The sequence below is a fragment of the Rudaea sp. genome, from assembly GCF_047601565.1.
In the GTDB taxonomy this organism is placed as follows: Bacteria; Pseudomonadota; Gammaproteobacteria; order Xanthomonadales; family Rhodanobacteraceae; genus Rudaea.
The window spans coordinates 3,257,616-3,279,901 of record NZ_JASGIY010000001.1 but is presented as its reverse complement, the minus strand read 5'-3'; the positions used below and the strand labels follow the sequence as shown (position 1 = coordinate 3,279,901).

Sequence of the window (22,286 nt, the reverse complement as noted above, 5' to 3'; positions counted from 1 at the left end):
ATGGTCAACATGATATACGACCTGCCCCGACGAATGCGGCCATCCGGCTCCGCGCGTCAGCCAGAGAGAAGATTTGCGGAGCGCGTCTTGGCGAGCGCGGCGGTGCGGCTGAATACCGACGATAACGCGCCCTAATCGTTCGGTCGCATAAGCCGTCGAGCCATATAGTCCGCGGTTGCGCACGAGACGCGTTGGGCGCGTTCAAATGGAAGCTTTACGGGCCGAAAATGCAACGACCACTTCCATTCGACTTCAGGCGCCCTTCTGCGCTTTCCGTCTGCCGTTCCGGCGCGACTTGGTTTTCACCTTCGACGTAGGCAACCCGAGCCTAGCTACATTTGGACCGCGTTCTTGGGTGATACGCAGCGGACGCTCCAATTTCGGAACCTTGGGCAGGCTGTTTAGCAACTCACCCATCGTTCCAGGCTCGCTGTCGTTCGTCCCGCGCAAGGCGCCTTTGTCAGATTTCTTGCTCATGGTTTCCCGCGCATACTCCCCCGCCATTGCACCGATCTCTTCTCCCGTTGCTGCAAATAGCCACTCACCTGCACGTCTTGCTTGAGGCATTCTCATACGCGCCAGGAGCGCATCGAACTCGGGACGAAGCTCCTCCACAAGATCGTGTATTTCGGACGCTCTACTTCCGGAACGTGATTTCGTTTCCTTAGATTTACCTGGCACGTTGTGTTCCTCGCTTCATCCATTTTCGGGACAATGGCTGCACAGTTCTCGGCAACACCGTTTCGGTAGCCGCGCCGACTCTACTGTTTCGCATTGCGCCGACGGCCGGAGTAGACGATAGCCTGCCATCGCGCAACATCCAGTGCCCGCGCGAAAGATCCCCGGCGTCCCGAGATATCGAACACCTCAACCTCGATGCGCTCTTGAGATAAGGCCTTTCGAAACGACGCCGGTGTTGCGAAACCCAACTCCTTCCACAGCGCCGAAGGTGGGACGAATTCGCCGTATCGGTCGGTCAAGCGCGATTCAAATTCTTCAACAAGGTCACTCATCGTGGATCGGCCGGCTGTTCACAGATCACGGCAGGGTTGCCGGATGCAAGGTAGACCCAACCTGCGCGCCGGGCAAGTTGCGCGAAGCCATTTTGAGCGATGCAGCCGATGTGCGATGTGTGAACTCGTCAGCTTGACGAGGTGTGCGACAGCGTCGTGATTTCGCGTCGAATTCGGGCGATGAGGCTCTCGACCTCCGCAGGCTGCCCACCGGTGTAAGACAGCATCAACAGCGTCAGCGGGTGAATCGAGAGAACCTGGCTGATGGCCGCGAGTTTGCTGAGTGTGGGGCTTTTCATGCCGCGTTCCAGCGTGCTCAGATACGTGCGGCTGGATACGTCGGAAAACGCCTCCTGGCTCAGGCCGCGCGCCTTACGGGCCATCTTGAGCGCTGCGGGGAGGGATCGTTTGCTTGGCATCCGTGAACTCTCGGGAATTCGCGGATGAAAGCGGATTGAACCCTATAGGACTACAATCTATAGTGTTCATTTTCATGGACTTGCGCTCAGCAGGATTCGGCTCTCGAAGGTGGACGGTGGATTCGAACGATCTGACAGCTACGTTGTATTTTGCCGCCGCAGTCCGCGCAGGAGCGGACAGCTCCCTCACCCGGCTGCTGCCACTCCAATCCCTCAAGGAACCTCTCTCGCCCCATGGGAGCTTCTCGCAGCGAATCCTCTACTCGTTGCAGGCGCTTGGCGCAATCGAGCCCGAGTTGTCGCGTGCGAATGCGGACGACTGGCTTACCGCCAAGGACTGGATCGAGATGGGGCCGCAGACCCTGGCTTGGCGAATCTGTTGGTCCCCCGGAGACTGCCGCGAACGAAACACCCTGGCCAATGCGCTGCTGAGCGGCATCGAACCATCCGACGACGTTCTCAAAGTGCTGATCAGCGTCTTGGAAGAATTGGCTCTGGCCGAAGTCGTGCAGTATGGAAGCTGGGTGCTTGCGCAATCCGGATACAACCCGAAATGGGCCGAAGCCGCGACGGCCAACTTCCAAGAAGCCCTCGGGATTTTCAGCATCGCACAAGTGATGCGTCTGATTCAGCTGGCCATGCGGTCATTGGCCAGTATCCACCAACGGGGACCTTCACGGACAAAGACCGCGATCTCTACTTTGAGCTCAACACCCACGAACTGAATGCCGCGAACGCGCGCCGTGGCGTCGGTGGGGCGTATTTTGTGCTGCTCCTCGGCTACTTTCGCTTCAAACACCAATTTTTCGACGTGACCGCCGAGGCGGTTCAGGAGGATTTGCGCTATGTCGTCGCGCGCTACTTCCCGGGCGTTCGCGATCGCCTTCTCGGGTCGCCGACGCGCCCGACCTTGCTGTCGATCGAAAACGAAATCCTGGAGCTCATGGGCTACCGCCGATGGGCCGGCTCGCGCGAGATGCTGCTTGAGCGTCTGCGCGAGTTGGCCACGCGCTCGGCGCAGTCGCGCTACCTGTTCCGTGAGGCGGTGCAATTGCTGGACCGCAAACGCATCGTGCGCGCACCGTATTCCGTCATTCAGGACGTCGTCGGCGAGGCGATGTCGCGCGAAGGCGACCGGTTGGCGACGCTCCTCAACGAGATGCTGAGCGACTCGAAGAATCCCCTGGCGGTCCGCGTACGTGAAAGGCTCAACGACCTGCTCACGAAAGAGGGGGCGATGCATCGCATCACGCGGCTTCGCCGCGATTTGAAGGACTTCAGCCACAAGGCGCTCAAAGAAGAAGTTGAGCGGCGCAAGATATTTGGTCCGTTGCACGATTTTGCGGTGGGCTATCTCAAGAAGGCCGGCGTCTCCGCGGACAACGGCAAGTTCTATGCGAGCCTCGTTCGCTACTACAAAACGGATAAGCTGTCGCGGATGCCTCGATCCGAAGCGCAGCTCTACCTGCTGTGCTTTGCGTTCCATCGATATCGTCAGATCAACGACCAACTCGTCGACGCGTTCGTCGCGCGTGTGGAATCCTACAAGCGTCAGGCGAAGGCCGCGAGCGAAGAGGCCATGAAGAAAGCGCTCGCCGAAGGTGCGCGCAATTTGCATGCGGCGGGCAACGTGCTAAATCTCTTCGTCGATACCGACGTATCGGGTGACAGTGCCGCCAGGCGATACCGTCACGTACATTCCATCCCGGTCAGAAGCCTTATAAATCGTGGACTTAGGCTTCAGATTTCGTAGTGCTGCGTCGGTCAGCATCGAGGTTTCCTCCGGCTTCTGACGGATTTACCGTCAGGTTTTACCGTCAAGGACCTGGAGACCTGCTGATGCCCGGAAAGCCGCATAAAACAAGCATTCCCGAGAAGGCTTTTACCGTCAAAGACGGTAAAAGTCTGAATAGTGAACGAGAGTGTCTTAATCCGACCTCGATTTTTACCGTCAGCTCTACCGTCAACTTTTTCTGCTGGCCGGCGATAGCCACCGATAGCTGCTGTGACGTATTTATTTATAAATCAACACGTTACGTCAGTTTTTCGATGGCGGGCGATAGTCCTCGAAGGACGTCAATTCACTCCCACTCGATCGTTGCCGGCGGCTTGCCGCTGATGTCGTAAACAACGCGAGAAATACCTCGTAATTCATTGATAATTCTATGTGAAATCTTGTCGAGAAAGCCGTAAGGCAAGTGCGCCCAATGCGCGGTCATGAAGTCGATCGTCTCGACCGCGCGCAGTGCGACGACCCATTCGTAGGCGCGCGCGTCGCCGACCACGCCGACCGATTTGACCGGCAGGAACACGGCGAACGCCTGGCTGACCTTGTCGTAGAGGTCGGCGCGGCGCAGTTCCTCGATGAAGATCGCGTCGGCACGCTGCAGCAGCTCGACGTACTCGCGCTTCACCTCGCCGAGCATGCGCACGCCGAGGCCCGGGCCGGGGAACGGGTGGCGATGAACCATCTCGCGCTGCAAGCCGAGTTCCACGCCGAGGCGGCGCACTTCGTCCTTGAACAGTTCGCGCAGCGGTTCGACGAGGCCGAGCTTCATGTCCTCGGGCAGACCGCCGACGTTGTGGTGGCTCTTGATGACATGCGCTTTGCCGGTCTTGCTGCCGGCGCTTTCGATCACGTCGGGGTAGATGGTGCCTTGCGCCAGCCACTTCGCGTTTTTCAGCTTGGCCGATTCCTCGTCGAAAATTTCGACGAACAGGTTGCCGATGATCTTGCGCTTGGCTTCCGGGTCGACTATGCCTTCCAGCGCCGTGAAATAGCGATCGGCCGCGTTCACTCGCACGACCTTCACGCCCATGTTCAGCGCGAACATCGCCATGACCTGATCGCCTTCCTGCCAGCGCAGCAGGCCGGTGTCGACGAAGACGCAGGTGAGCTGCTTGCCGATCGCACGATGCAGCAAGGCCGCGACGACCGAGGAATCGACACCGCCGGACAATCCGAGAATCACTTCGTCGCTGCCGACCTGCGCGCATACGCGGGCGATCTGATCGTCGATGATGTTCGCGGCCGTCCACAGCGTCGCGCAGCCGCAGATATCGACGACGAAACGGCGCAGCAGCGCACTGCCCTGCTTCGTGTGCGTGACTTCGGGGTGGAACTGCACGCCGTACCAGCGCTTGTCCTCGTTCGCCATCGCCGCGACCGGGATGCGGTCGGTCACCGCCGTGACCGTGAAGCCCGGCGGCGCCTTGGCGACGTGGTCGCCGTGGCTCATCCAGACGTCGAGTTTGGCTATGCCGGCATGATCGCTGAGGCCGTCGAGCAGTGCGTCCTTGGCGATCACGTCGACCTGCGCATGGCCGAATTCGCGCGCATCGGCCGCTTCGGTCGCGCCACCGAGTTGCGCGGCCAATGTCTGCATGCCGTAGCAGATGCCGAGGATCGGCAGATTTGCGTCGAACACCTGCTGCGGCGCCTTCGGCGCGCCTTCCAGCGTGGTCGATTCCGGGCCGCCGGAGAGGATGATGCCCTTGGCGCCGAACCCGGCGATCTCAGCCGGATCGTGGTCCCAGGCCCAAATCTCGCAATAGACGCCGATCTCGCGGATGCGTCGCGCGATCAACTGCGTGTACTGCGCGCCGAAATCGAGGATGAGGATTTTGTCGGTGTGGATGTTGGTCATGCTTCGCTCCCCTCTCCCGCCGGGAGAGGGGCCGGGGGTGAAGGTCCGGTTTCAGCGAGCCTCTCTTTAGAGGGTCGAACCCTCATCCGCCCCTGCGGGGCACCTTCCCGAGGGAGAAGGAAAAATCAATCCATCCGATAGTTCGGCGCTTCCTTGGTGATCGCTACGTCATGCACGTGCGACTCGCGCACGCCCGCGCTCGTGATGCGCACGAACTGCGGCTTGGCGCGCATCTCGTCGATCGTCGCGCAGCCGACGTAGCCCATCGCCGAGCGCAGGCCGCCGGCCAACTGATGGATGATCGAACGCAGCGGCCCGCGATACGGCACGCGGCCTTCGATGCCTTCGGGCACGAGCTTGTCGGGGTCGGCCTCGTCCTGGAAGTAACGATCCTTGGAGCCTTTCTGCATCGCGCCGAGAGATCCCATTCCACGATAAGACTTGTAGCTACGTCCTTGATAAAGCTCGACCTCTCCGGGCGCTTCCTCGGTCCCGGCGAACATGCCGCCGATCATCACGCAGTTCGCGCCGGCGGTCAGCGCCTTGGCGATGTCGCCCGAATAGCGGATGCCGCCGTCGGCGATCAGGCAGGCGCCGCTGTCGCGGATCGCCGCGGCGACCATCGACACCGCGGAGATCTGCGGCACGCCGACGCCGGCGACGATGCGCGTCGTGCAGATCGAACCGGGGCCGACGCCGACCTTGACCGCGTCCGCGCCCGCGTCGACCAAGGCCTTGGCCGCATCCCCGGTGACGATATTGCCGCCGATCACCTGCATCTGCGGGAAGTTCTTCTTCACCCAGCGCACGCGGTCGAGCACACCCTGCGAATGACCGTGCGCGGTATCGACGATGACGACGTCGACGCCCGCGTCGACCAGCGCGCCGACGCGCTCCTCGGTGTCGCCGCCGGTGCCGACCGCCGCGCCGACGCGCAGGCGCTCGTGCTGGTCCTTGGCCGCGTTCGGGTTGTCGTGCGCCTTCTGGATGTCCTTGACCGTGATCAGGCCGCGCAGTTCGAAGCCGCCGTTGACGACGAGCACCTTCTCGATGCGGTGCTTGTGCAGCAGGCGCAGCACTTCGTCCTCGCTCGCGCCTTCCTGCACGGTGACGAGCCTATCCTGCTTGGTCATGATGTTCCTGACCGGGTCGTCGAGTTCCTTCTCGAAACGCAGGTCGCGGCTCGTGACGATGCCGACGAGCTTGTCGCCGTCGACCACAGGCACCCCCGAGATGTTGTTCGCGCGCACGAGCTTGAGCACGTCGCGGATCGACGTGGTCGGCGTCACCGTGATCGGGTCGCGGATCACGCCGGCCTCGAACTTCTTGACGAGGCGCACTTCGGCGGCCTGCTGCTCGATCGGCATGTTCTTGTGGATGATGCCGATCCCGCCGCATTGCGCCATCGTGATCGCGAGCCTCGCCTCGGTCACGGTATCCATCGCGGCCGAGAGGATCGGGATGTTGAGCTGGATGTTTCTCGTCAGGCGCGTGGCCAGGGAAACGTCGCGCGGCAATACGTTCGAGTAGGCGGGAACGAGCGAGACGTCGTCGAAGGTGAGAGCTTCGGTCAGGATGCGCATGGGTGCGGGGGAAAGCCCAGGCCGGTAAACCCGCTATTATACGGATTTGCCCGCGCCGGCGCATGCGGATTGGTTCGCTGCGGCACGCGCCCTGCCCGTTTCCATTGCATTCCGATGCCCAGAATTTCCGCGTTCCGTTCCACGGACCCGAAACGATCGCGACGCCGAGGCTTGATCGGCGCGGCGCTACTCGTCGTCCTCCTGCTGATGGTTTCCGTTTTGCGCGGCTTCGCGCTGGTCGGCATCGCCACCGGGCTGACCGACTGCCCATGGTGCATGGGCGCGACCGCGATCCAGCAGGACGCGAGCCTTCTCGCCCTGCTGCTCGCGTTCACCGGCCTGTCGCTGCTGACCGCACGCTACTGGCTGCAACTGCCGTGGCTGCTGCTCAGCGCGCTGCTGCTGCTCGCCTACGCGCTCGACGCGGTCCTGCTCAAGACACTGGTGCAGCACCTGTACTGGCTCGACGTCGTCAAGTTCGGCAAGGAACTCGATGCGATCGGCCGCTTCGGCAACGTATTGCTCGCTTCGAGTACGGGCAAGCTCATGCTCGTCGGCGCGGCGGCGGGCATCGCCGTGCTCGTGCTCGCCCTGCTGCCGCGGCCGCGGCGGCCGCGCCTCGCCCTCGCCTGCCTCGTTGCCGCGGGCGCCTGCTTCCTCGTCGGGTTGTGGAGCCCGATGACGATGAAGTACATCAACTACCCGCTGCTGCAGAACTTCATCGCCGCGAACCTCGCCGACAGCGTCGATCGCCACTACAGCACGGCCTATGCCGACGCGCTGCGCAAGGAATACGCGCCGCCCGCGCCGGTCTGCGTGGCGGGCCGCGGCTTGCGTCCGAACGTCATCGTCATCGCCGTCGAATCGCTGTCGATGTACCACAGCAAGTTGTTCGGCGGCGTCAACGACGATACTCCTCGTCTTGATGCGATCGCGCAGCAGAACACCTGGTTCCCCGACTTCATCGCCAACGGCTTCACCACCGACAGCGGGCTCATCGCGATGATCACCGGCAAGCCGCCGGTTCCGACCCTGGGCCGCTACCAGAGCGCCGAAGCGTTCGCCGGATTCGAGAGTCCGCAGGGCGCCCTGCCCGACATCGTGCGCGCGCACGGCTACACGACGCATTTCTTCACCACGGGCGACCTCGGCTTTCTCGACAAATCGACATGGCTCAAGGGGCTCGGCTTCGATTCGTGGGAAGGCGCCGAGCAGCCGTTCTACATCGGCTGGAAGCGCCGCCATTTCAATGCCGCCGAGGACAAGGCGCTGTACCAGCGCTTCCTGCAGTGGCTCGATACGCACCAGGACGCCACCCCATGGCTGGCCTTCATCCTCACCGTGTCGACGCATCCGCCGTTCGTCAATCCCGAGAACGAGAGCCTCGACGAGACCGGCGCGTTCCGCTACGCCGACAAGCAGATCGGCATGCTCTACGACGAGCTCGCCAAGCGCGACTTCTTCCGCAACGGCGTGCTGATGATTTCCGGCGACCATCGCAGCATGACGCCGCTGTCCGCGACCGAGCTTGCGCGCTTCGGCGACAGCGCGCTCGCGCGCACGCCGTTCGTCGTCGCCACGCAACTGCCGGTCGCCAAGGGCGCGGTCGCCGGCAAGTTCCAGCAGGCCGACATCGTCCCGTCGATCGCCGAACTGCTCGGCGACCGCGCCTGCCGCAAGATCGATCAGGGCACGTTCCTGAGCCAGCCGCCGCAGCCGGCACAGTACGTCGCCCACGCGCGCGGCGACCGCCGCAACCAGATCGACATCTACTTCGACGGCAAGCAGGCGGAGCTCGTATTGGCCGGCGACCAGTCGGACTGGATCGGGCCGAAACCGGACAACTGGAAGCAGATCATGGACGGCATCGCCCTCGACCGTATCGGCCGCGGCAGCGCGGACGAGAACTTCCTCGACCTGATGATCAACGCGAGGGCGCCGAAGCCGGCGCAGCCAGCTGCGCCGACGACGAAATAGGCAAAGCCGTCGTTCCGGCGGGAACCGCCGCAACGACGAGCCCGTCAGCGCACCAGAGCCAACGACAGCGCTGGCCAATACGTGACGATCAGCACGCACAGCATCAGCAGCGCGTAGAACGGCAGGCAGGCGCGGATGACCGACGTCGCCGGTCGGTTGAATCGCGCGGCGGCGATGAAGATGTTCATGCCGGCCGGCGGCAGGAAGATGCCGATCTGCAGGTTGGCGAGGAAGACGATGCCGAGATGCACCGGATCGACGCCGTAATGGATCGCGATCGGCAGCACCAGCGGCACGAGGATGATGATCGCCGGGAACCCTTCGAGCAGCATGCCGAACACGAGCAGGAACGCGTTGAGCACGAGCAGGAAGCCGAGCTTGCTCGCGATGCCGGCTTGCAGCCATGCGAACAGCTGTTCGGGCACGTCGGCATCGATCAACCAGTTGGTCAGCGCGAGCGAGAAACCGAGCACGACGAGGATCGCGCCGACCAGCAGCATCGCTTCACGGATCACGCGCGGCAGTTCGGCCAGTTTGATCTCGCGCCGGATCAGCACGGTCACGATCAGCACGTACAGCGCCGTCGCCGCGGCGGCCTCGGACGGCGCGAGCTTGCCCGAGAACACGCCGGCGAGCACAAGTACGGGCAGCGGCAATTCCCAGCCCGCGTCCTTGACCGCCGCCCGCAACTCGCCCTTCGGCGGTTTCGGCGGACGCGGCAGGTCGCGCGCCTGCCAGGCGCTGTAGATCGCCAACACCGCGATCATCAGCAGGGTCGGCAGCAGGCCGGCCTTGAACAGCGCATCGATCGCCACGGGCGGCGTCGTGTGGAACTGCTGGGCGACGACGCCGTAGAGGATCAGCGGCATCGACGGCACGAGCAGCAGGCCGAGGCTGCCCGAGGCGGTCAAAAGGCCGAGCGAAAAGCGTTCGCCGTATTGCGCCTGGCGCAACGCCGGATAGAGCACGGCGCCCAGCGCGACGAGGGTGACGCCGGTCGCTCCGGTGAACGCGGTGAAGAATGCGCAGGCACAGATCGAGACGATCGCAAGTCCGCCCGGCAGCCAGCCGACCAGCGCATTCGACAGACGTACGAGCCGGCGCGGCGCCTGGCTTTCGGCGAGCAGGTAGCCGGCCAGGGTGAACAGCGGGATCGCGATCAGCGCCGGCATGTCGGCGAGGCGATAGAACTCGATCGCGACCGCCGTGCCCGGCTGCCCGGACGCGGAGAAGCCGAGCAGCGCGATCGCCGCGATCAGCGCGAACAGCGGCGCGCCGAGCGCGGCGAGGATGACCAGGACCCCGGCGAGCAACCAGATCATCGCGCCTGCCCTTCGTCGCCCGCATGCGCGCGGCCGGCGTCGTGGAGCAGTTCGGGCGCGGACAATCCAGGCACATGAGTCGGTGCCGCGAACGCACGCAGCACGAAGCGCACCGCCATCAAACCGAAGCCGATCGGCAGGATGCTTTCGAGCAGCCAGTTCGGCAGGCCGAAGTCCGACCTGGCGCCGCCGTCGAGATCGACGCTTACGAGCCCCCAGCCGTAGCATGCCAGCGCGGCGCAGATGCCGGCAGCGAACAGCAGCGTCAGCACGCGCGCCGCGCGCTGCGCGCCGGGCGGCAGAAACCGCTGCAGCACGTCGACGGCGATGTGCTTGTCCTCGCGCACCGCGGCGAGCGCACCGAGCATCGCCGTCCACACGACCAGCGTGCGCAGGAACGGATCGGCCCAGGAGAGGCCGCCGCCGAACGCGTTGCGCATGAAGATCTGCGCGCCGGCCAGCGCGACGAGGACCAGCACGAGAACGGTGAGGACGGCGTTTTCGAGGCGGTGGAGCCAGTTCAGGGTTTTGGTGAATGCCATTCTCTGCTCGTCGTTCCGGCAGGGATTGCCGACTGTGCAAGCAGGATGCCGGAACGAACAGTTGCGGAGCAACTGGTCCGAAGGGGGCGCAGTAGAAGCCGCGCGTAAATCCAGGCTGCCTGGATGCCGAAGTACCGACTACTTTGTCGTCCCTGAAGTCTGGACCCCGGCATTCCCTGCCGGGGTGACGATTCGGCTTGCCAATCGCGCTACGCGCCCTTGGGCCGAATCGTCACTTCCTCGCTTCGTCGAGCGCCTTGTTCACGGTCGCGGCGAGCTCGGGCGAAATGCCGCCGGCGCCGGTCAGGTTCTTGCGCGCGTCGGCGCCGATCGCGTCCCAGGTCTTGCGCTCGTCGGCATTCTGCGGAGTGATCGCCACGCCCTGGCTCTGCAGCGCCGCGCGCGCCTGCTGATTGTCCGCGCGCGTGCCCTTTTCGATGCGCGCGAACGCGGCGCCGATTTCGTCGTCGACGATCTTCCGGTCGTCCGCACCGATCGCGTCGAAGTTCTTCTTGTCGATCGCGAGGAAGCCCACCACGTACATCAGCGGCAGGTCGAACATATGCTTGACCTTGGTGTGCCACTGGAGCGCGATCGCGCCGGCCGTCGTGCTCGCGGCGGCATCGATCAAGCCGGTTTGCAGGCTGGTGTAGACGTCGGCGATCGGCAGCGGAATCGGCGTGACCCCGGCGGCCTTTAACGCGATCTCGGAGACGTGGTCGCCCTGCGGCACCCATACCTTCGCCGCCTTGAGCGTTTCTTTGTCATGGATGTCGTTGACGCTGAACAGGTAGGCGAAGCCGCCGCCGGCAATGCCCGGCACGACGAAGCCGGCCTTCTCGAAACCGGCCTTCAGCAGCGGATCGACCTTAGCGCGCACCTTGTCGACTTCGTCTTCGCTGCGGAACTGGAAAGGCTGGCTGTAGACGTTGGCATCGGGCGTGATCGAGGCCGCCTCGCCGCCGGTGAACGCGGCGCCCTGCAACTGGCCGATCTTGATTTTGCGCAGCACGGTGGCGTTGTCGCCCATCACCCCGCCCGGATAGAACTTGATCTCGACGCGGTCGGAGGTCTTCGTCTTCACCGCCTCGGCGGCGGCGCGCATTTCCTTCATCCATGCGGTACCGTCGGGCGCGATCGTGGCGATCTTGATCGTCGCGGCGTTCGCGGCCGCGCACGCAAGAGAAAGAACCGACGCCAAGATTATTTTTTTCATTTGCATACTTCTCCAGAAATTCACTCCAGTTCGTCGTTCCAGCGCAAGCTGGAATCCAGCTTTTTGGAATTGACGCAGATCGAGAGCTGGATCCCAGCTTGCGCTGGGATGACGATCAAAAGAAATCTTTGCCCGACGCCAACAATACTTTCGCCTTCTTCTTCGCCAACGTGTTGATCAGCGTCAGCCGCGGCGCGATCGGATCGGCGGCGAATACCTCGTTGAGCAATTTGTCGTGCAAGGCCTGGTCGAAGACGAGCCGCGCGTAGAACTGCGCGTACAGCACGCGCACCATCTGGTTCTTGCCGCCCGACAGTTCAAGCGCGCGCTCGAACCACTTCCTGCCCTCCTCCGGCTTGCCGCCGAGCGAGGCCGGCCGGATCGAATTGACGACGCCGAGGTAAAGCGCCGCACCGCCGTCGTCGTAATGCGCATCGATCGCGTCGCAGCGCAGGAGCAACGCCTGCAGCTTGGGCAAATCGGCGATCGCGTTCCAGTCGCCCGCGTTGACCTGGATGCGTCCGGCCCAGGCCGCGGCGAAACCGTACAGCGTCGCGATGTCCTTCGCGTCGGCCTGCTTCAGCGCCGCGTCGAATTTCTCGTAGGGTGCGTCGAGCGCATCGCACAGCGGCTTTTCGCTCAGGCACAGCGCGCGGCGCGCGTAGGCGTAGGCGCGGCCGGCGAGTTTCTGCGCGCGCTCGGTGTCGTCGACGAACGCGCCGGCGTAGGCACCGTAGAGCTTCGCGCCGGCGAGCAACGAGGCGGCATCGGCGGGATTGGCCTCGATGCGGCTGTCGATCAGCAGCAGGTAGGCCGGCAGACCGTCGCGCACGATCCCGGGATCGTCCTGGTCGAGCACCGCCAGGGTCAGCGAGTCGCCGAATTCCCGGGTCGCCTTCTGCACTACGCTGCCGCAGGCGGCAGTCAGGCAGGCGCACAACAGCGACGCGAAACGAAGGCGTGGGAAGAGATTGCGCATGCGGTGCGGAACGAAAAGAGTGGCGGGAATTTTAACGCAGCGGCTCATCCGAAGACTCGCGCGAGGCCGTCCGCGTCAGGCGCTATTCAGTTGCCCGCGTCGGCCGCGCACGCGGCTTCGAGCGTATTCTGCATCAGCGTCGCCACCGTCATCGGCCCGACTCCGCCGGGCACCGGCGTGATCCACGAGGCGCGCTCGGCGGCGGCGGCGAATTCGACGTCGCCGACGAGACGGCCGTCCTCGAGCCGGTTGATGCCGACGTCGATCACGATCGCGCCGGGCTTGATCCATTCGCCCTTGACGAGCCCGGGCCGACCGACCGCGACGGCGACGATGTCGGCCGCGGCGACCACCGCCGGCAGGTCGCGCGTGAACTTGTGGCAGGTCGTCGTCGTGCATCCGGCGAGCAGCAGCTCGAGCGCGAGCGGCCGGCCAACGTGGTTGGACACGCCGACCACGACCGCGTTCTGCCCGCGCACCGGCCGGTCGGTGTTGGCGAGCAGGGTCATTACGCCCTTCGAGGTGCACGGACGCAGCCCGCGCTGGCGCAGCGCGAGCCGGCCGATGTTCTCCGGGTGGAATCCGTCGACGTCCTTGCGCGGGTCGATACGGTCGACGATGACGTTGGCGTCGATCTGCGCCGGCAACGGAAGCTGCACGAGGATGCCGTGCACCTGCGGGTCGGCATTCAAGGCATCGATCAGCGCGACGAGCTCGGTCTGGGTCGTCGCCGCCGGCAGGTCGAAATCGCGCGAATGGAAGCCGGCATGTTTGCAGGCACGGCGCTTGTTGCGCACGTAGACGCTCGACGCCGCATCGTCGCCGACGAGGACGACGGCGATGCCCGGCACGCTCAGGCCCTGCACGCGGCGCTGGCCGACCTCGGCGCGCAGATCGTCGAGCAGCCGGTCGGCGATGCGTTTGCCGTCGAGAATCTTTGCGCTCATGCCAGCTTTCGTTCCATGGAAAGTTTGTATTATCCCAGCATGTCCGAGCGCGGCTCAAATCGCGCTACTATTCCGGGAAATTCGGAACCCGCCATGCCTGCAACGGAAACAGAAATCGAAGCCGCCACCTTTCGCCGCCTGCTGCGCCATCTCGTCGAACAGCGCCCCGACGTGCAGAACATCGATCTGATGACGCTCGCGGGCTTCTGCCGCAATTGCCTCGCCGACTGGTATCGCGAAGCGGCGGCGGCGCAAGGCATCGAGATGGGCAAGGAAGCGGCGCGCGAACGCATCTACGGCCAGCCGTTCGAGCAATGGAAGGCCAAGCACCAGAAACCGGCCAGCGCCGAGCAGATCGCGGCTTTCGAGCGAGCGCAACAAGGGGGACACTGAACATGCACGACATCGATACGGGGATGTTGCCGACCGAACGCGAGAGCAACGGCCTCTCCATCCGCAAATACGAGCCCGGCGACGTCGCCGGCATCGTCGAGGCCGTGCAGGAGTCGGTTCCTACGGTCGGCGCCTGGCTGGACTGGTGCAATAAGGGCTACGGTACGGCCGAGGCGGAGGCCTGGATAACCCATGCCCATGAAAGCTGGGACAAGGGCGACAGCTTCGTGTTCGCCGTCTCGGACGCGACCAGCGGCGACTATCTCGGCGGCGTGGGGCTTTCGCGCATCGACCATGAAAAGCTTTCGGCCAACCTCGGCTACTGGATCCGCCAGTCGTACCAGGGCCGCGGCGTCGGCACGCAGGCGGCGCGGCTCGCGGTCGGCTATGCGTTCGAGGTGCTCAAGCTCACCCAGATCGAGGTCGTCTGCGGTGCGGCGAACCGGCCGAGCCGGCGCGTCGCCGAGAAGACCGGCGCGCGCTTCCAGGGCCTGGCCAGCGGCCGGTTGACCTACCACGGCAAGTCGATCGACGCCGCGGTCTATACGATTAGCGCGCCGGCGGCGCGGCGCGCCACCGCCTGACCGATCGGATCGGCGCGCTACGCCGAAGCGCAGATCCGCGCGATGTCCTCGTAGCCGCCGAAGACGGCGTGGTCGCCGCAGCCCGGGCACTGCGGGTCGCGCGGCAGGCGCAGTTCACGGAACGTCGCCGCGAGCGCGTCGTAGCACAGCAGGCGTCCGACCAGCGGCACGCCGATGCCGAGCACGAGCTTGATCGCCTCGGTGGCCTGCAGCAGGCCGATCGTGCCCGGCAGCACGCCGAGCACGCCGGCCTCGGCGCAGTTCGGCGCATCCTGCGCGGCGAGCGGTTCGGGAAACAGGCAGCGATAGCACGGCGAAGCCGCATTGCGCGCATCGAACACGCTGACCTGGCCGGTGAAGCGATGCACCGCGCCGTACACGAGCGGAATCCGCAGCCGCCGGCACGCCGCGCTGAGCAGGTAGCGCGTCGGGAAATTGTCGGCTCCGTCGACGACGACGTCGTGGTCGGCAATCAGTTCTTCGACGTTCGCCGCGGCAAGCCGGGCACGCTGCGTACGCAGTTCGACTCGCGGATTCAGCGCCATGACCGCGATGCGCGCCGATTCGACCTTCGCCATGCCGACGCGCGCGTCGGTATGCAGGATCTGGCGCTGCAGGTTCGACTTGTCGACCACGTCGTCGTCGATCAGGGTCAGACGGCCGACGCCGGCCGCGGCGAGGTAGAACGCCGCGGGCGAGCCGAGGCCGCCCGCGCCGATCAGCGCGATGCGCGTGCGCGCCAGCCTGCCCTGCCCCTTTGCGCCGACTTCCGGCAACAGCAAGTGGCGCGAATAGCGCTCGAGGGCATCGGCGCCGAGGCCGCCGTCGGCCAGCGGCAGGCCTTCCGCGTTCCAGCGCACGAAGCCGCCGGCGACCGAGGCGAGATTCGTGTAGCCGAGATCGCGCAGCGCCTGCGCAGCGCGCAGCGAGCGCCTGCCGCTCGCGCAGATCGTCAGGATCTCGCGCTCGCGACGCGCCTCGATCGTGGCGATGCGTCCGCCAATTTCGCCGAGCGGCACGCCGACCGCTCCCGCCGGCGCGCCGCCCGCGCGCTCGTCGTCCTCGCGCACGTCGATCAACAAGGCGCCGCGCGCCTGCCGCGACAGCGCATCGCTCGGGCCGATTTCGTCGATCTGACCGCTCATGCTCGGGATATGCGCCTCGCGCCTGCGCCGTTCAAGCCCAGCCCGGCAGCGGCAGTACCTCGACCACGCTGCCGGCCGCGTACTCCTGCGCCGCTTCGGGCAGCACGATCAGCGCATCGGCCTCGGCGACGCCGCGCAGCTGTCCCGAGCCCTGCTTCGGCAACGGCGTCGCATGCAGCGTGCCGGACTCGTCGCAAGCCAGCGCGGCGCGCAGGAACTCGACGCGCGAGTGGGTCTTGCTCACCGCCCGCGCGAGACGCGCGCGCAGGTTCGCGCGCCGTGCGCGCCGCCGCGTCATCGCATCGAGCGCGGGGCGCACGAACGCGAGAAACGTCGCCACGCCCGATACCGGATTGCCCGGCAGCGAGAACACCAGGGCGCGGCCGATGCCGCCGAACAGGAACGGCATGCCCGGCTTGATCCTGACCTTCCAGAGATGCACGCGCCCGATTTCGGCGAGCAGGTTCGGCAGATGGTCCGCTTCGCCGGCCGAAACGCCGCCGCTCGTGACCACGACGTCGGCATCGCTGGCCGCTTGCGCGAGCGCTACGCGCAATGCGGGCGGGTCGTCGCGCAGGCGCTCGTGGCGCAGCAGTTCGACGCCGTGCTGCTCGAGCAGCGCGCCGAGGCTATAGCGGTTCGAATCGTGGATCTGGCCGAAGCCCAGCGGCTGTCCGGCCGGCACGAGTTCGTCGCCCGTGGTCAGCAGCACCGCGCGCGGCCTGCGCGCCACGCCGACGCGCGTGCGGCCGAACGACGCCAGCACGCCGAGCTGCGCCGGCGTCAGCGCCGCGCCGGCAGCGAGCGCATGATCGCCCGCCCGGTAGTCCTCGCCGGCCGGGCGCACGTGGGTTCCCGCCGGCGTGCCCAGCTCGACGACGATCGCGTCGCCGTCGACGCGCGTGTTCTCCTTCATCACGACCGTGTCGGCACCCTGCGGCAGCGGCGCGCCGGTGGTGACGCGCACGCAGGTGCCCGGCCCGACGCGCGGCGCCTCGCCGCCTCCGGCCAGGATGGCGCCGGCCAGACGCAGCCGCGTTTCTCCGCTCGCATCGAGATCGGCCGCGCGCAGCGCGTAGCCGTCCATGGCCGAATTGACGAAGCCGGGCACGTCCGCCGGCGCGACGACGTCCTCGGCAAGCACGCGGCCCAGCGCCGATTCGAGTACGACCGATTCGCCCTCCAGCGCCTGCTGCGCCGCGATTTGCACGATGCGCGCCTGCGCCTCGGCAAGGCTCAGGCCCATCGGAAACGCGGGCGCATCAACGTGCATGGTGCCGTTCCCATTCGCGCAGTTCGTGCAGTGTATTGAGATTGGCGAAGGCGTGCGCGCAGTCGGAGAAATCCGCCTCTGCCGCAGCGATCCGCTCCTGCCAACGATACACGGGCAGATCTTCGGCCAATGCGGCAGCGGCGCTTTGCCACAGGCGGCTGCGGTAGAGCGCGAACAGCGGCTGGCGACGGGTGCCGTCGTGGGCGACGGCCGCGTCCGCGCCGGCCGCTGCGGCGCAAGCGAGCAGGCGCTGCGCAAGGTCGCGCGGCGGATCGGGAGCGTCGACCGGCGCGGTCAGCAGCCAGGCGGTCGGGCAATGCTTCAAGGCACTGGCGATGCCGGCCAGCGGTCCGCGGAATCCCACGGCTTCGTCGGCAACCACTCGTCCGAAACGCGCATACTCGTCGGCGTGGCGGTTCGCGACGATCAGGATCGTGCCGGCCTGTCCGCGCAACGCCGCGGCTACGCGTTCGACCAGCGGCCTCCCGCGCAGCAGCAGCAAACCCTTGTCGTTGCCGCCGACGCGGCGGCCTTCTCCGCCGGCGAGGATCGCGGCGGAAATTTGCGGGTCAGCCGCGCTTGGCATTGCGGATCAAGCGCTGCCGCTTCTTGACCTGCTTTTCGGTCAGCACGTTCTTGCGCCCGGCGAACGGGTTGGCCGTTTCCTTGAATGCGATGCGGATCGGCGTGCCTTCGAGCCTGAAGCGCTTGCGGAAGAAATTTTCGAGGTAGCGCCGGTAGCTTTCGGCGATGTGCTTCGTGCGGCTGCCGTGGATGACGACCGTCGGCGGATTGGTCCCGCCCGGATGGGCGAAGCGCAGCTTGGGCGCGTGCCCGCGCACGAGCGGCGGCTGGTAGCTTTCGTAGGCCTGCTCCAAGGCCTTGGTCAGCTCCGAAGAGCCGAATTCGCGCGTCGCCGATCGGTGCGCGCGCACGATCGCCCGCATCAGCTCCGCAAGTCCCGATCCGTGCAGGCCGGAGATGAAGACCGGCTTGACGAACGGCACGAAGTCGAGCCGGCGTTCGAGCGAGTTGCGGCACTGCTCGCGCTCGTAGGTCGAGAGGCCGTCCCATTTGTTCGCCGCGACGACGAGCGCGCGGCCTTCGCCGAGCACGTGGCCGATCAGCGTCGCGTCCTGTTCGGACACGCCTTCGTTCGCGTCGAGCATGAGCACGACGACATTCGCCGCGGCGATCGACTGCAGCGTCTTGATGACGGAGAACTTCTCGACCGCCTCCTCGACGCGCGCGCGGCGGCGCACGCCGGCGGTGTCGATCAGCGTATATTTCTTGCCGTCGCGTTCGAGCGGCACGCGGATCGAGTCGCGCGTGGTGCCGGCGATGTCGGAGACGACGACGCGGTCCTCGCCGAGCAGGCGGTTGACCAGCGTGGACTTGCCGACGTTCGGCCGGCCGACGACGGCGACGCGGATGCCTTCGTCGGCCGGGTCGCCTGCGGCGAGCGCGTCGGCATCGACCGCCGGCAGCCGCGCTTCGATCTGCGCGAGCAACTCGTCGAGGCCGCGACTGTGCGCGGACGAGGTCAGCACCGGCTCGGCAAAGCCGAACGAGGCGAATTCGCCGCGCGCGTTGCCCTCGTCGACGCCGTCGACCTTGTTGACCACGAGCAGCAGCGGCTTGTCGCACCTGCGCAGATTCTTGAGGATGTTGCGGTCCTGCGGCAGCACGCCGTCGCGCGCATCGACGACCAGGGCGACGACGTCGGCTTCGTCGATCGCGAGTTCCGCCTGGCGCGCGGTCAACGCGTCGATGCCCTCGTTCTCGCCGGAAAGGCCGCCCGTGTCGACGACGACGAATTCGCGTGCGCCGAGCCGGCAGATGCCGTAGTGGCGGTCGCGCGTCAGCCCCGGCAGATCGTGCACTAGCGCGTCGCGCGTGCGCGTGAGCGCATTGAACAGCGTGGATTTGCCGACGTTGGGCCGGCCAACCAGGGCGACGACGGGGAGCATGGGCGCATCAACCGAAAAGCTTCAGACGCGGATTTACGCGGATTTACGCGGATAAAGCCAGAACTATTTGCCCGATCCGCGCAAATTCCCGACCCGGAATGCTTTCGGCCCCGACGCCTACTTGCCAACGCGATAGGCCGCGATGTCGCCGTAGATCGTCTCGACGTAGGCCATGTCGCCGACGACGACGGGCGCGGATTTGATCGGCGCCTCCGACACGCGCTCGCGGGCGAGCAGTTTGCCGTCGTTGATCGACAGCCAGTGCACCCAGCCTTCGAGGTCGCCGACGACGACGGCATCGCCCTGCACCGCCGGTTCGCCGAGCCAGCGATACTTGAGCGCGTCCTGCTTCCACTGCGAGGAGCCGGTGCGCAGGTCGAGCGCGTAGACGTTGGCGTCGGTGTCGGTCAGGTAGACCTGGCTCGCGGACAGCGCCACGCCGCCGTAGGCACCGAGTTCGTGCGTCCACAACGGGCGTCCGCTCTGCGCGGACAGCGCCTGCGTTTGGCCCTTGTAGCCGACCGCGTAGACGACGTTGTCGGCCACGGCGATCTCGCCGTCGACGTCCTGCAGTCGGTCGATCTCGGTGCGGCCCTCGCCCGCGGAGAGCACCTGCTCCCAGAGCGGCGCGCCGTCGCTGGTGCGCAGCGCGACGACCTTGCCGTTGTCCTCGCCCGAGTAGACGACGCCGTCGGCGAACACCGGCGGGCTGTTGCCGCGCAGGGTCAACAGCGGCACGGTTGCGCGGTCATACACCCATTTGCGCGAGCCGTCGGCGCGGTCGAGACCGACGATGTGGCCGTCGTTGGTGCGCACGTAGACCATGCCGCCGCCGATGGCCGGCGCCGAAATCACTTCGGAAGACAATTGCGCGGTCCAACGTTCGCTGCCGTCGCCGGCGTTGAACGCCTGCACCGTGCCTTCGAGGGTGCCGACGACGACGAGATCGCCGTCCACGCTCGGGCCGCCGCCCCAGCGCACCGAGTTCGGCCCGCGGTGGATGAGGAAGCCGTGGCGACTGCCGAGGCGCTTGCTCCACAACGTCTTGCCCGTCGCGGCGTCGTAAGCTTCGATCTCGCCGGTCGTGCTCGCGGCGTAGAGCTTGCCATCGGCGTAGGCCGGCCGCGAGTCGGCGCCGGTCTTTTCCGCGCCCTTGCCGATGCGTGCGCTCCAGACCTTCGTCACCGAGATCGAAGGGGTGAAATTCTCGGCCAGCGGCGTCGGCGGCTCGATGTTTTCCTTCTTGGTGTCGTTGAACCAGCCCTTGATCGTGCCGCAGCCGCTGATGGCGACGCCGAGCAGGACGAGGCTTGCGCCGCGCAGGCGCGATGCGGTGAAGACGGTGCTCATGAGTTCTTCTTCTCCGCGACGGTCTTGGCGGGAGCGGCATCCGCTGGTGCGGCTCCCAGATCGGCCAGTTTCATTTCAAGGAAATTGCGGTTCGGGGCGCCCGGTTCGAGCTTGGCGAGCGCCTCGGCATACGCAGTACGTGCGTCGTCCTTGCGCCCGAGCACGACAAGCGCGTCGCCGCGCAGTTCCGCCGTGGCCGCCTCGAAGCCGCTCTTCGGCAGCTTGTCGATCAGATCGAGCGCCTCCTGCGCCTTGCCGCGCGCGATCTGCACGCGTGCGAGATCGATGCCGATCGTGGCCTTGAGCGCATCGATGCCGGCATGCTCCCACGCCCACTCCAGCGAGGCGTAGGCGCTCTCCGCGTCGCCGTGCTGGAGCGCGATGTCGGCTTCGCGCACCGCGGCGAGCGCCGCGTACGGGGTGCCGGCATGCTCGGACTTGAGTTTGGCCGCAATCGCCTTGGCCGCGTCGTAATCCTTCTTGTCGATGTCGGTGCCGAGCGTGTCGAACAGCACGGCGGCATCCATGTTGCGATTTGCCCGGTGCGTGCGCCATTGCTGCCAGCCGAACAGCAGGACCAAACCCAAGCCAATGCCGGTCGCGATGGACAGCCAGTTCTCACGCACCCACTTGCGGACGAGTTCGCCCTGTTCGTGTTCGTCCAAGACATCGAAAGACATGCTGCGGATTACCTCGTTCGGAAGTTTCGATACGCACTGCGCGGACCGTGCCGGGCGCGCGGCGCGCGAGGAGGCGTAGGGTATCAGGAACCGCCCACCGATGCGCTCTTGCGCACCGCCCTGTTCAGGGGGCGGTTTGGGAATTCGACCTAGCGCGCTGCGCCGGCCCGCGTCGTCAGCCGTTGTGCTCGGATGCTGCCGTCGTGATCGACCGGCTGCCGGCGGCAAGCTTGAAGCGCGCGACGTTGCCGCGGTTGTACGGCGCGATGTCCTGCGCCTGCCCGGCGACTTCGACCCTGACGCCGCTGGTGTTGCCGAGCAGGATCGTCAGCGATTTTTCCGCCGGGTACTCCTTCGTCGTGCCTGCGGGCAGCGTCGAGTACTCGAGGCGCTTGCCGTCGGCGTCGACGATTTCGACCCAACTCGCTTCGGCCAGGCTCAGGCGCAATTGGCTGCCCGCCGCCGCCACGGTATCGGGCTTGGCGCCGCCCATCGCAGGCAGCGTCGGCACGATCGCGAACGAGGCCATCAGCGGCGAGTCGTGGCTTTCCGTCGCCGGCGCGGTGGCCGGGGTATCGGCGGCGGCCGTTGTCGCCGCGGCGGTGGAGGCAGCGGCATCGCTTTCCGTCGAAGTCAGCGCCGGCACGGGCGCATCGAGCGGAGTCAGCCGCGAACCGACGCTCCCGCCCATGTTCATCGCGAACATCACGAGCGGCACGAAGATCACGCCGGTCAACACGAGATACAGTGCCGAGCCCGAATAGCGCTCGACGAGATAACGCGAATGGGAGATTTGCCCGGTAGCGACGAGTTCGGGCGGCGGCGGTGCCTTGCCGCGCAACACGTCCTCGACTGCATCGAGGGGCACGCCGACCAGACGCGCGTAGTTCGTCAGATAACCGCGCAGGTAGACGCCCTGGTCGATGCGCTCGTATTGCCCGGCCTCGATCGATTGCACGATGTGCAGCGGCAGATGCAGTCTGGCCGCAACCTGCTGCGAGTTCCAGCCGCGCGCATCGCGCGCCGCGACCAAACGTTGGACGAGCGATTCGGGGAACAAAGTGGCCTGCCCGGGTGCGACCGCAACGCTTTCGACGGTGGCATCGACCGACGTTTCGTCCGCCGGCGTCGCCGCCGCGGCGTCATTGCCGGACGCTTCGTCGGCAGTCTCGAAAAAGGCCATCTGTTCCATCCCCTGTAATACGGTGGCGGTTTGCGCATCGCTTCGATCGCACGGCCGCGCGGA

At 66.0% G+C, this 22,286-nt stretch carries 21 protein-coding genes and 1 pseudogene; 5 read left to right on the top strand and 17 right to left on the bottom strand.

Annotated features, from left to right (window positions below):
- Nucleotides 1–252: 252 nt before the first annotated feature.
- The 3 genes from QM741_RS14435 to QM741_RS14425 all read right to left on the bottom strand — a co-directional run bounded on the left by QM741_RS14435 (nt 253) and on the right by QM741_RS14425 (nt 1,432).
- Nucleotides 253–681, bottom strand: coding sequence for a hypothetical protein (locus QM741_RS14435; RefSeq protein ID WP_415208366.1), 429 nt, complete (start codon nt 679–681; stop codon nt 253–255).
- Between the two features lie 80 nt (nt 682–761).
- Entirely contained in the window at nt 762–1,013 is a 252-nt protein-coding gene (locus tag QM741_RS14430; protein ID WP_415208365.1) for a hypothetical protein, read from the bottom strand.
- Between the two features lie 128 nt (nt 1,014–1,141).
- Nucleotides 1,142–1,432 carry a helix-turn-helix domain-containing protein gene (locus QM741_RS14425; protein ID WP_415208364.1) on the bottom strand — a complete coding sequence of 97 codons (291 nt, stop codon included), beginning with the start codon at nt 1,430–1,432 and terminating at the stop codon, nt 1,142–1,144.
- 116 nt (nt 1,433–1,548) lie between these two features.
- Between QM741_RS14425 and QM741_RS14420 the strand changes: the two genes are divergently transcribed.
- Both QM741_RS14420 and QM741_RS14415 read left to right on the top strand, forming a co-directional pair.
- On the top strand, nt 1,549–2,157 hold the full coding sequence (locus QM741_RS14420; RefSeq protein ID WP_415208363.1) for a hypothetical protein: 609 nt from the start codon (nt 1,549–1,551) through the stop codon (nt 2,155–2,157).
- Nucleotides 2,079–2,489 (top strand): annotated as a pseudogene (locus tag QM741_RS14415) (DUF4158 domain-containing protein); the annotation flags it as partial. The gene QM741_RS14420 and the pseudogene QM741_RS14415, both read left to right, overlap by 79 nt.
- 1,024 nt (nt 2,490–3,513) lie before the next feature.
- Here the strand turns inward: QM741_RS14415 and guaA are convergent.
- Both guaA and guaB read right to left on the bottom strand, forming a co-directional pair.
- Entirely contained in the window at nt 3,514–5,079 is a 1,566-nt protein-coding gene (gene guaA, locus QM741_RS14410) for a glutamine-hydrolyzing GMP synthase (RefSeq protein WP_415208362.1), read from the bottom strand.
- A 125-nt stretch (nt 5,080–5,204) separates the two neighbouring features.
- The gene (gene guaB / locus QM741_RS14405) at nt 5,205–6,662 is read right to left on the bottom strand and encodes an IMP dehydrogenase (RefSeq protein WP_415208361.1); all 1,458 of its coding nucleotides are present in this window, start codon (nt 6,660–6,662) and stop codon (nt 5,205–5,207) included.
- A 171-nt stretch (nt 6,663–6,833) separates the two neighbouring features.
- On the opposite strand from guaB, the gene QM741_RS14400 reads away from it, so the two are divergent.
- On the top strand, nt 6,834–8,639 hold the full coding sequence (locus QM741_RS14400) for an LTA synthase family protein (RefSeq protein WP_415208360.1): 1,806 nt from the start codon (nt 6,834–6,836) through the stop codon (nt 8,637–8,639).
- Nucleotides 8,640–8,683: 44 nt separating this feature from the next.
- On the opposite strand, the gene QM741_RS14395 is transcribed toward QM741_RS14400, so the two are convergent.
- The 5 genes from QM741_RS14395 to folD form a co-directional block, all read right to left on the bottom strand.
- On the bottom strand, nt 8,684–9,961 hold the full coding sequence (locus QM741_RS14395; RefSeq protein ID WP_415208359.1) for a TRAP transporter large permease: 1,278 nt from the start codon (nt 9,959–9,961) through the stop codon (nt 8,684–8,686).
- On the bottom strand, nt 9,958–10,503 hold the full coding sequence (locus tag QM741_RS14390; protein ID WP_415208358.1) for a TRAP transporter small permease: 546 nt from the start codon (nt 10,501–10,503) through the stop codon (nt 9,958–9,960). The genes QM741_RS14395 and QM741_RS14390 overlap by 4 nt, the downstream gene beginning before the upstream one ends.
- Before the next feature lie 232 nt (nt 10,504–10,735).
- The gene (gene dctP / locus QM741_RS14385) at nt 10,736–11,719 is read right to left on the bottom strand and encodes a TRAP transporter substrate-binding protein DctP (RefSeq protein WP_415208357.1); all 984 of its coding nucleotides are present in this window, start codon (nt 11,717–11,719) and stop codon (nt 10,736–10,738) included.
- Nucleotides 11,720–11,834: 115 nt separating this feature from the next.
- Nucleotides 11,835–12,698, bottom strand: a complete 864-nt coding sequence (locus QM741_RS14380) for a TRAP transporter TatT component family protein (protein WP_415208356.1) — start codon at nt 12,696–12,698, stop codon at nt 11,835–11,837.
- An 86-nt stretch (nt 12,699–12,784) separates the two neighbouring features.
- A complete protein-coding gene (gene folD, locus QM741_RS14375; protein ID WP_415208355.1) occupies nt 12,785–13,645 on the bottom strand; it encodes a bifunctional methylenetetrahydrofolate dehydrogenase/methenyltetrahydrofolate cyclohydrolase FolD in 861 nt (286 codons plus the stop codon).
- Nucleotides 13,646–13,738: 93 nt separating this feature from the next.
- Here folD and QM741_RS14370 point away from each other — a divergent pair, with 93 nt between their 5' ends.
- Together QM741_RS14370 and QM741_RS14365 are read left to right on the top strand one after the other, a co-directional pair.
- Complete coding sequence (locus QM741_RS14370; protein ID WP_415208354.1) at nt 13,739–14,038, top strand: DUF1244 domain-containing protein; 300 nt, start codon at nt 13,739–13,741, stop codon at nt 14,036–14,038.
- A gap of 2 nt (nt 14,039–14,040) precedes the next feature.
- Nucleotides 14,041–14,622 carry a GNAT family N-acetyltransferase gene (locus QM741_RS14365; RefSeq protein WP_415208353.1) on the top strand — a complete coding sequence of 194 codons (582 nt, stop codon included), beginning with the start codon at nt 14,041–14,043 and terminating at the stop codon, nt 14,620–14,622.
- 17 nt (nt 14,623–14,639) lie between these two features.
- Here the strand turns inward: QM741_RS14365 and moeB are convergent, their stop codons facing one another.
- The 7 genes from moeB to QM741_RS14330 form a co-directional block, all read right to left on the bottom strand.
- Nucleotides 14,640–15,767, bottom strand: a complete 1,128-nt coding sequence (moeB, locus tag QM741_RS14360) for a molybdopterin-synthase adenylyltransferase MoeB (RefSeq protein WP_415208352.1) — start codon at nt 15,765–15,767, stop codon at nt 14,640–14,642.
- 31 nt (nt 15,768–15,798) lie between these two features.
- A complete protein-coding gene (gene glp / locus QM741_RS14355; protein ID WP_415208351.1) occupies nt 15,799–17,040 on the bottom strand; it encodes a gephyrin-like molybdotransferase Glp in 1,242 nt (413 codons plus the stop codon).
- Nucleotides 17,030–17,626, bottom strand: a complete 597-nt coding sequence (gene mobA / locus QM741_RS14350; protein ID WP_415208350.1) for a molybdenum cofactor guanylyltransferase MobA — start codon at nt 17,624–17,626, stop codon at nt 17,030–17,032. The genes glp and mobA overlap by 11 nt, the downstream gene beginning before the upstream one ends.
- Complete coding sequence (der, locus tag QM741_RS14345; protein ID WP_415208349.1) at nt 17,610–19,010, bottom strand: ribosome biogenesis GTPase Der; 1,401 nt, start codon at nt 19,008–19,010, stop codon at nt 17,610–17,612. The genes mobA and der overlap by 17 nt, the downstream gene beginning before the upstream one ends.
- Nucleotides 19,011–19,127: 117 nt before the next feature.
- Complete coding sequence (gene bamB, locus QM741_RS14340; protein WP_415208348.1) at nt 19,128–20,360, bottom strand: outer membrane protein assembly factor BamB; 1,233 nt, start codon at nt 20,358–20,360, stop codon at nt 19,128–19,130.
- Entirely contained in the window at nt 20,357–21,040 is a 684-nt protein-coding gene (locus QM741_RS14335; RefSeq protein ID WP_415208347.1) for a YfgM family protein, read from the bottom strand. The genes bamB and QM741_RS14335 overlap by 4 nt, the downstream gene beginning before the upstream one ends.
- 175 nt (nt 21,041–21,215) lie before the next feature.
- Nucleotides 21,216–22,223, bottom strand: coding sequence for a helix-turn-helix domain-containing protein (locus tag QM741_RS14330; protein ID WP_415208346.1), 1,008 nt, complete (start codon nt 22,221–22,223; stop codon nt 21,216–21,218).
- Between the last annotated feature and the right edge of the window lie 63 nt (nt 22,224–22,286).

Coding starts and splice junctions, on each gene's coding strand:
- QM741_RS14425 (WP_415208364.1), bottom strand. CDS start 1,432: ATGCCAAGCAAACGATCCCTCCCCGCAGCGCTCAAGATGGCCCGTAAG.
- glp (WP_415208351.1), bottom strand. CDS start 17,040: ATGCACGTTGATGCGCCCGCGTTTCCGATGGGCCTGAGCCTTGCCGAG.
- bamB (WP_415208348.1), bottom strand. CDS start 20,360: ATGAGCACCGTCTTCACCGCATCGCGCCTGCGCGGCGCAAGCCTCGTC.
- der (WP_415208349.1), bottom strand. CDS start 19,010: ATGCTCCCCGTCGTCGCCCTGGTTGGCCGGCCCAACGTCGGCAAATCC.
- mobA (WP_415208350.1), bottom strand. CDS start 17,626: ATGCCAAGCGCGGCTGACCCGCAAATTTCCGCCGCGATCCTCGCCGGC.
- QM741_RS14390 (WP_415208358.1), bottom strand. CDS start 10,503: ATGGCATTCACCAAAACCCTGAACTGGCTCCACCGCCTCGAAAACGCC.
- QM741_RS14380 (WP_415208356.1), bottom strand. CDS start 12,698: ATGCGCAATCTCTTCCCACGCCTTCGTTTCGCGTCGCTGTTGTGCGCC.
- folD (WP_415208355.1), bottom strand. CDS start 13,645: ATGAGCGCAAAGATTCTCGACGGCAAACGCATCGCCGACCGGCTGCTC.
- QM741_RS14335 (WP_415208347.1), bottom strand. CDS start 21,040: ATGTCTTTCGATGTCTTGGACGAACACGAACAGGGCGAACTCGTCCGC.
- QM741_RS14330 (WP_415208346.1), bottom strand. CDS start 22,223: ATGGCCTTTTTCGAGACTGCCGACGAAGCGTCCGGCAATGACGCCGCG.
- dctP (WP_415208357.1), bottom strand. CDS start 11,719: ATGAAAAAAATAATCTTGGCGTCGGTTCTTTCTCTTGCGTGCGCGGCC.
- guaA (WP_415208362.1), bottom strand. CDS start 5,079: ATGACCAACATCCACACCGACAAAATCCTCATCCTCGATTTCGGCGCG.
- QM741_RS14365 (WP_415208353.1), top strand. CDS start 14,041: ATGCACGACATCGATACGGGGATGTTGCCGACCGAACGCGAGAGCAAC.
- moeB (WP_415208352.1), bottom strand. CDS start 15,767: ATGAGCGGTCAGATCGACGAAATCGGCCCGAGCGATGCGCTGTCGCGG.
- QM741_RS14370 (WP_415208354.1), top strand. CDS start 13,739: ATGCCTGCAACGGAAACAGAAATCGAAGCCGCCACCTTTCGCCGCCTG.
- QM741_RS14395 (WP_415208359.1), bottom strand. CDS start 9,961: ATGATCTGGTTGCTCGCCGGGGTCCTGGTCATCCTCGCCGCGCTCGGC.
- QM741_RS14430 (WP_415208365.1), bottom strand. CDS start 1,013: ATGAGTGACCTTGTTGAAGAATTTGAATCGCGCTTGACCGACCGATAC.
- guaB (WP_415208361.1), bottom strand. CDS start 6,662: ATGCGCATCCTGACCGAAGCTCTCACCTTCGACGACGTCTCGCTCGTT.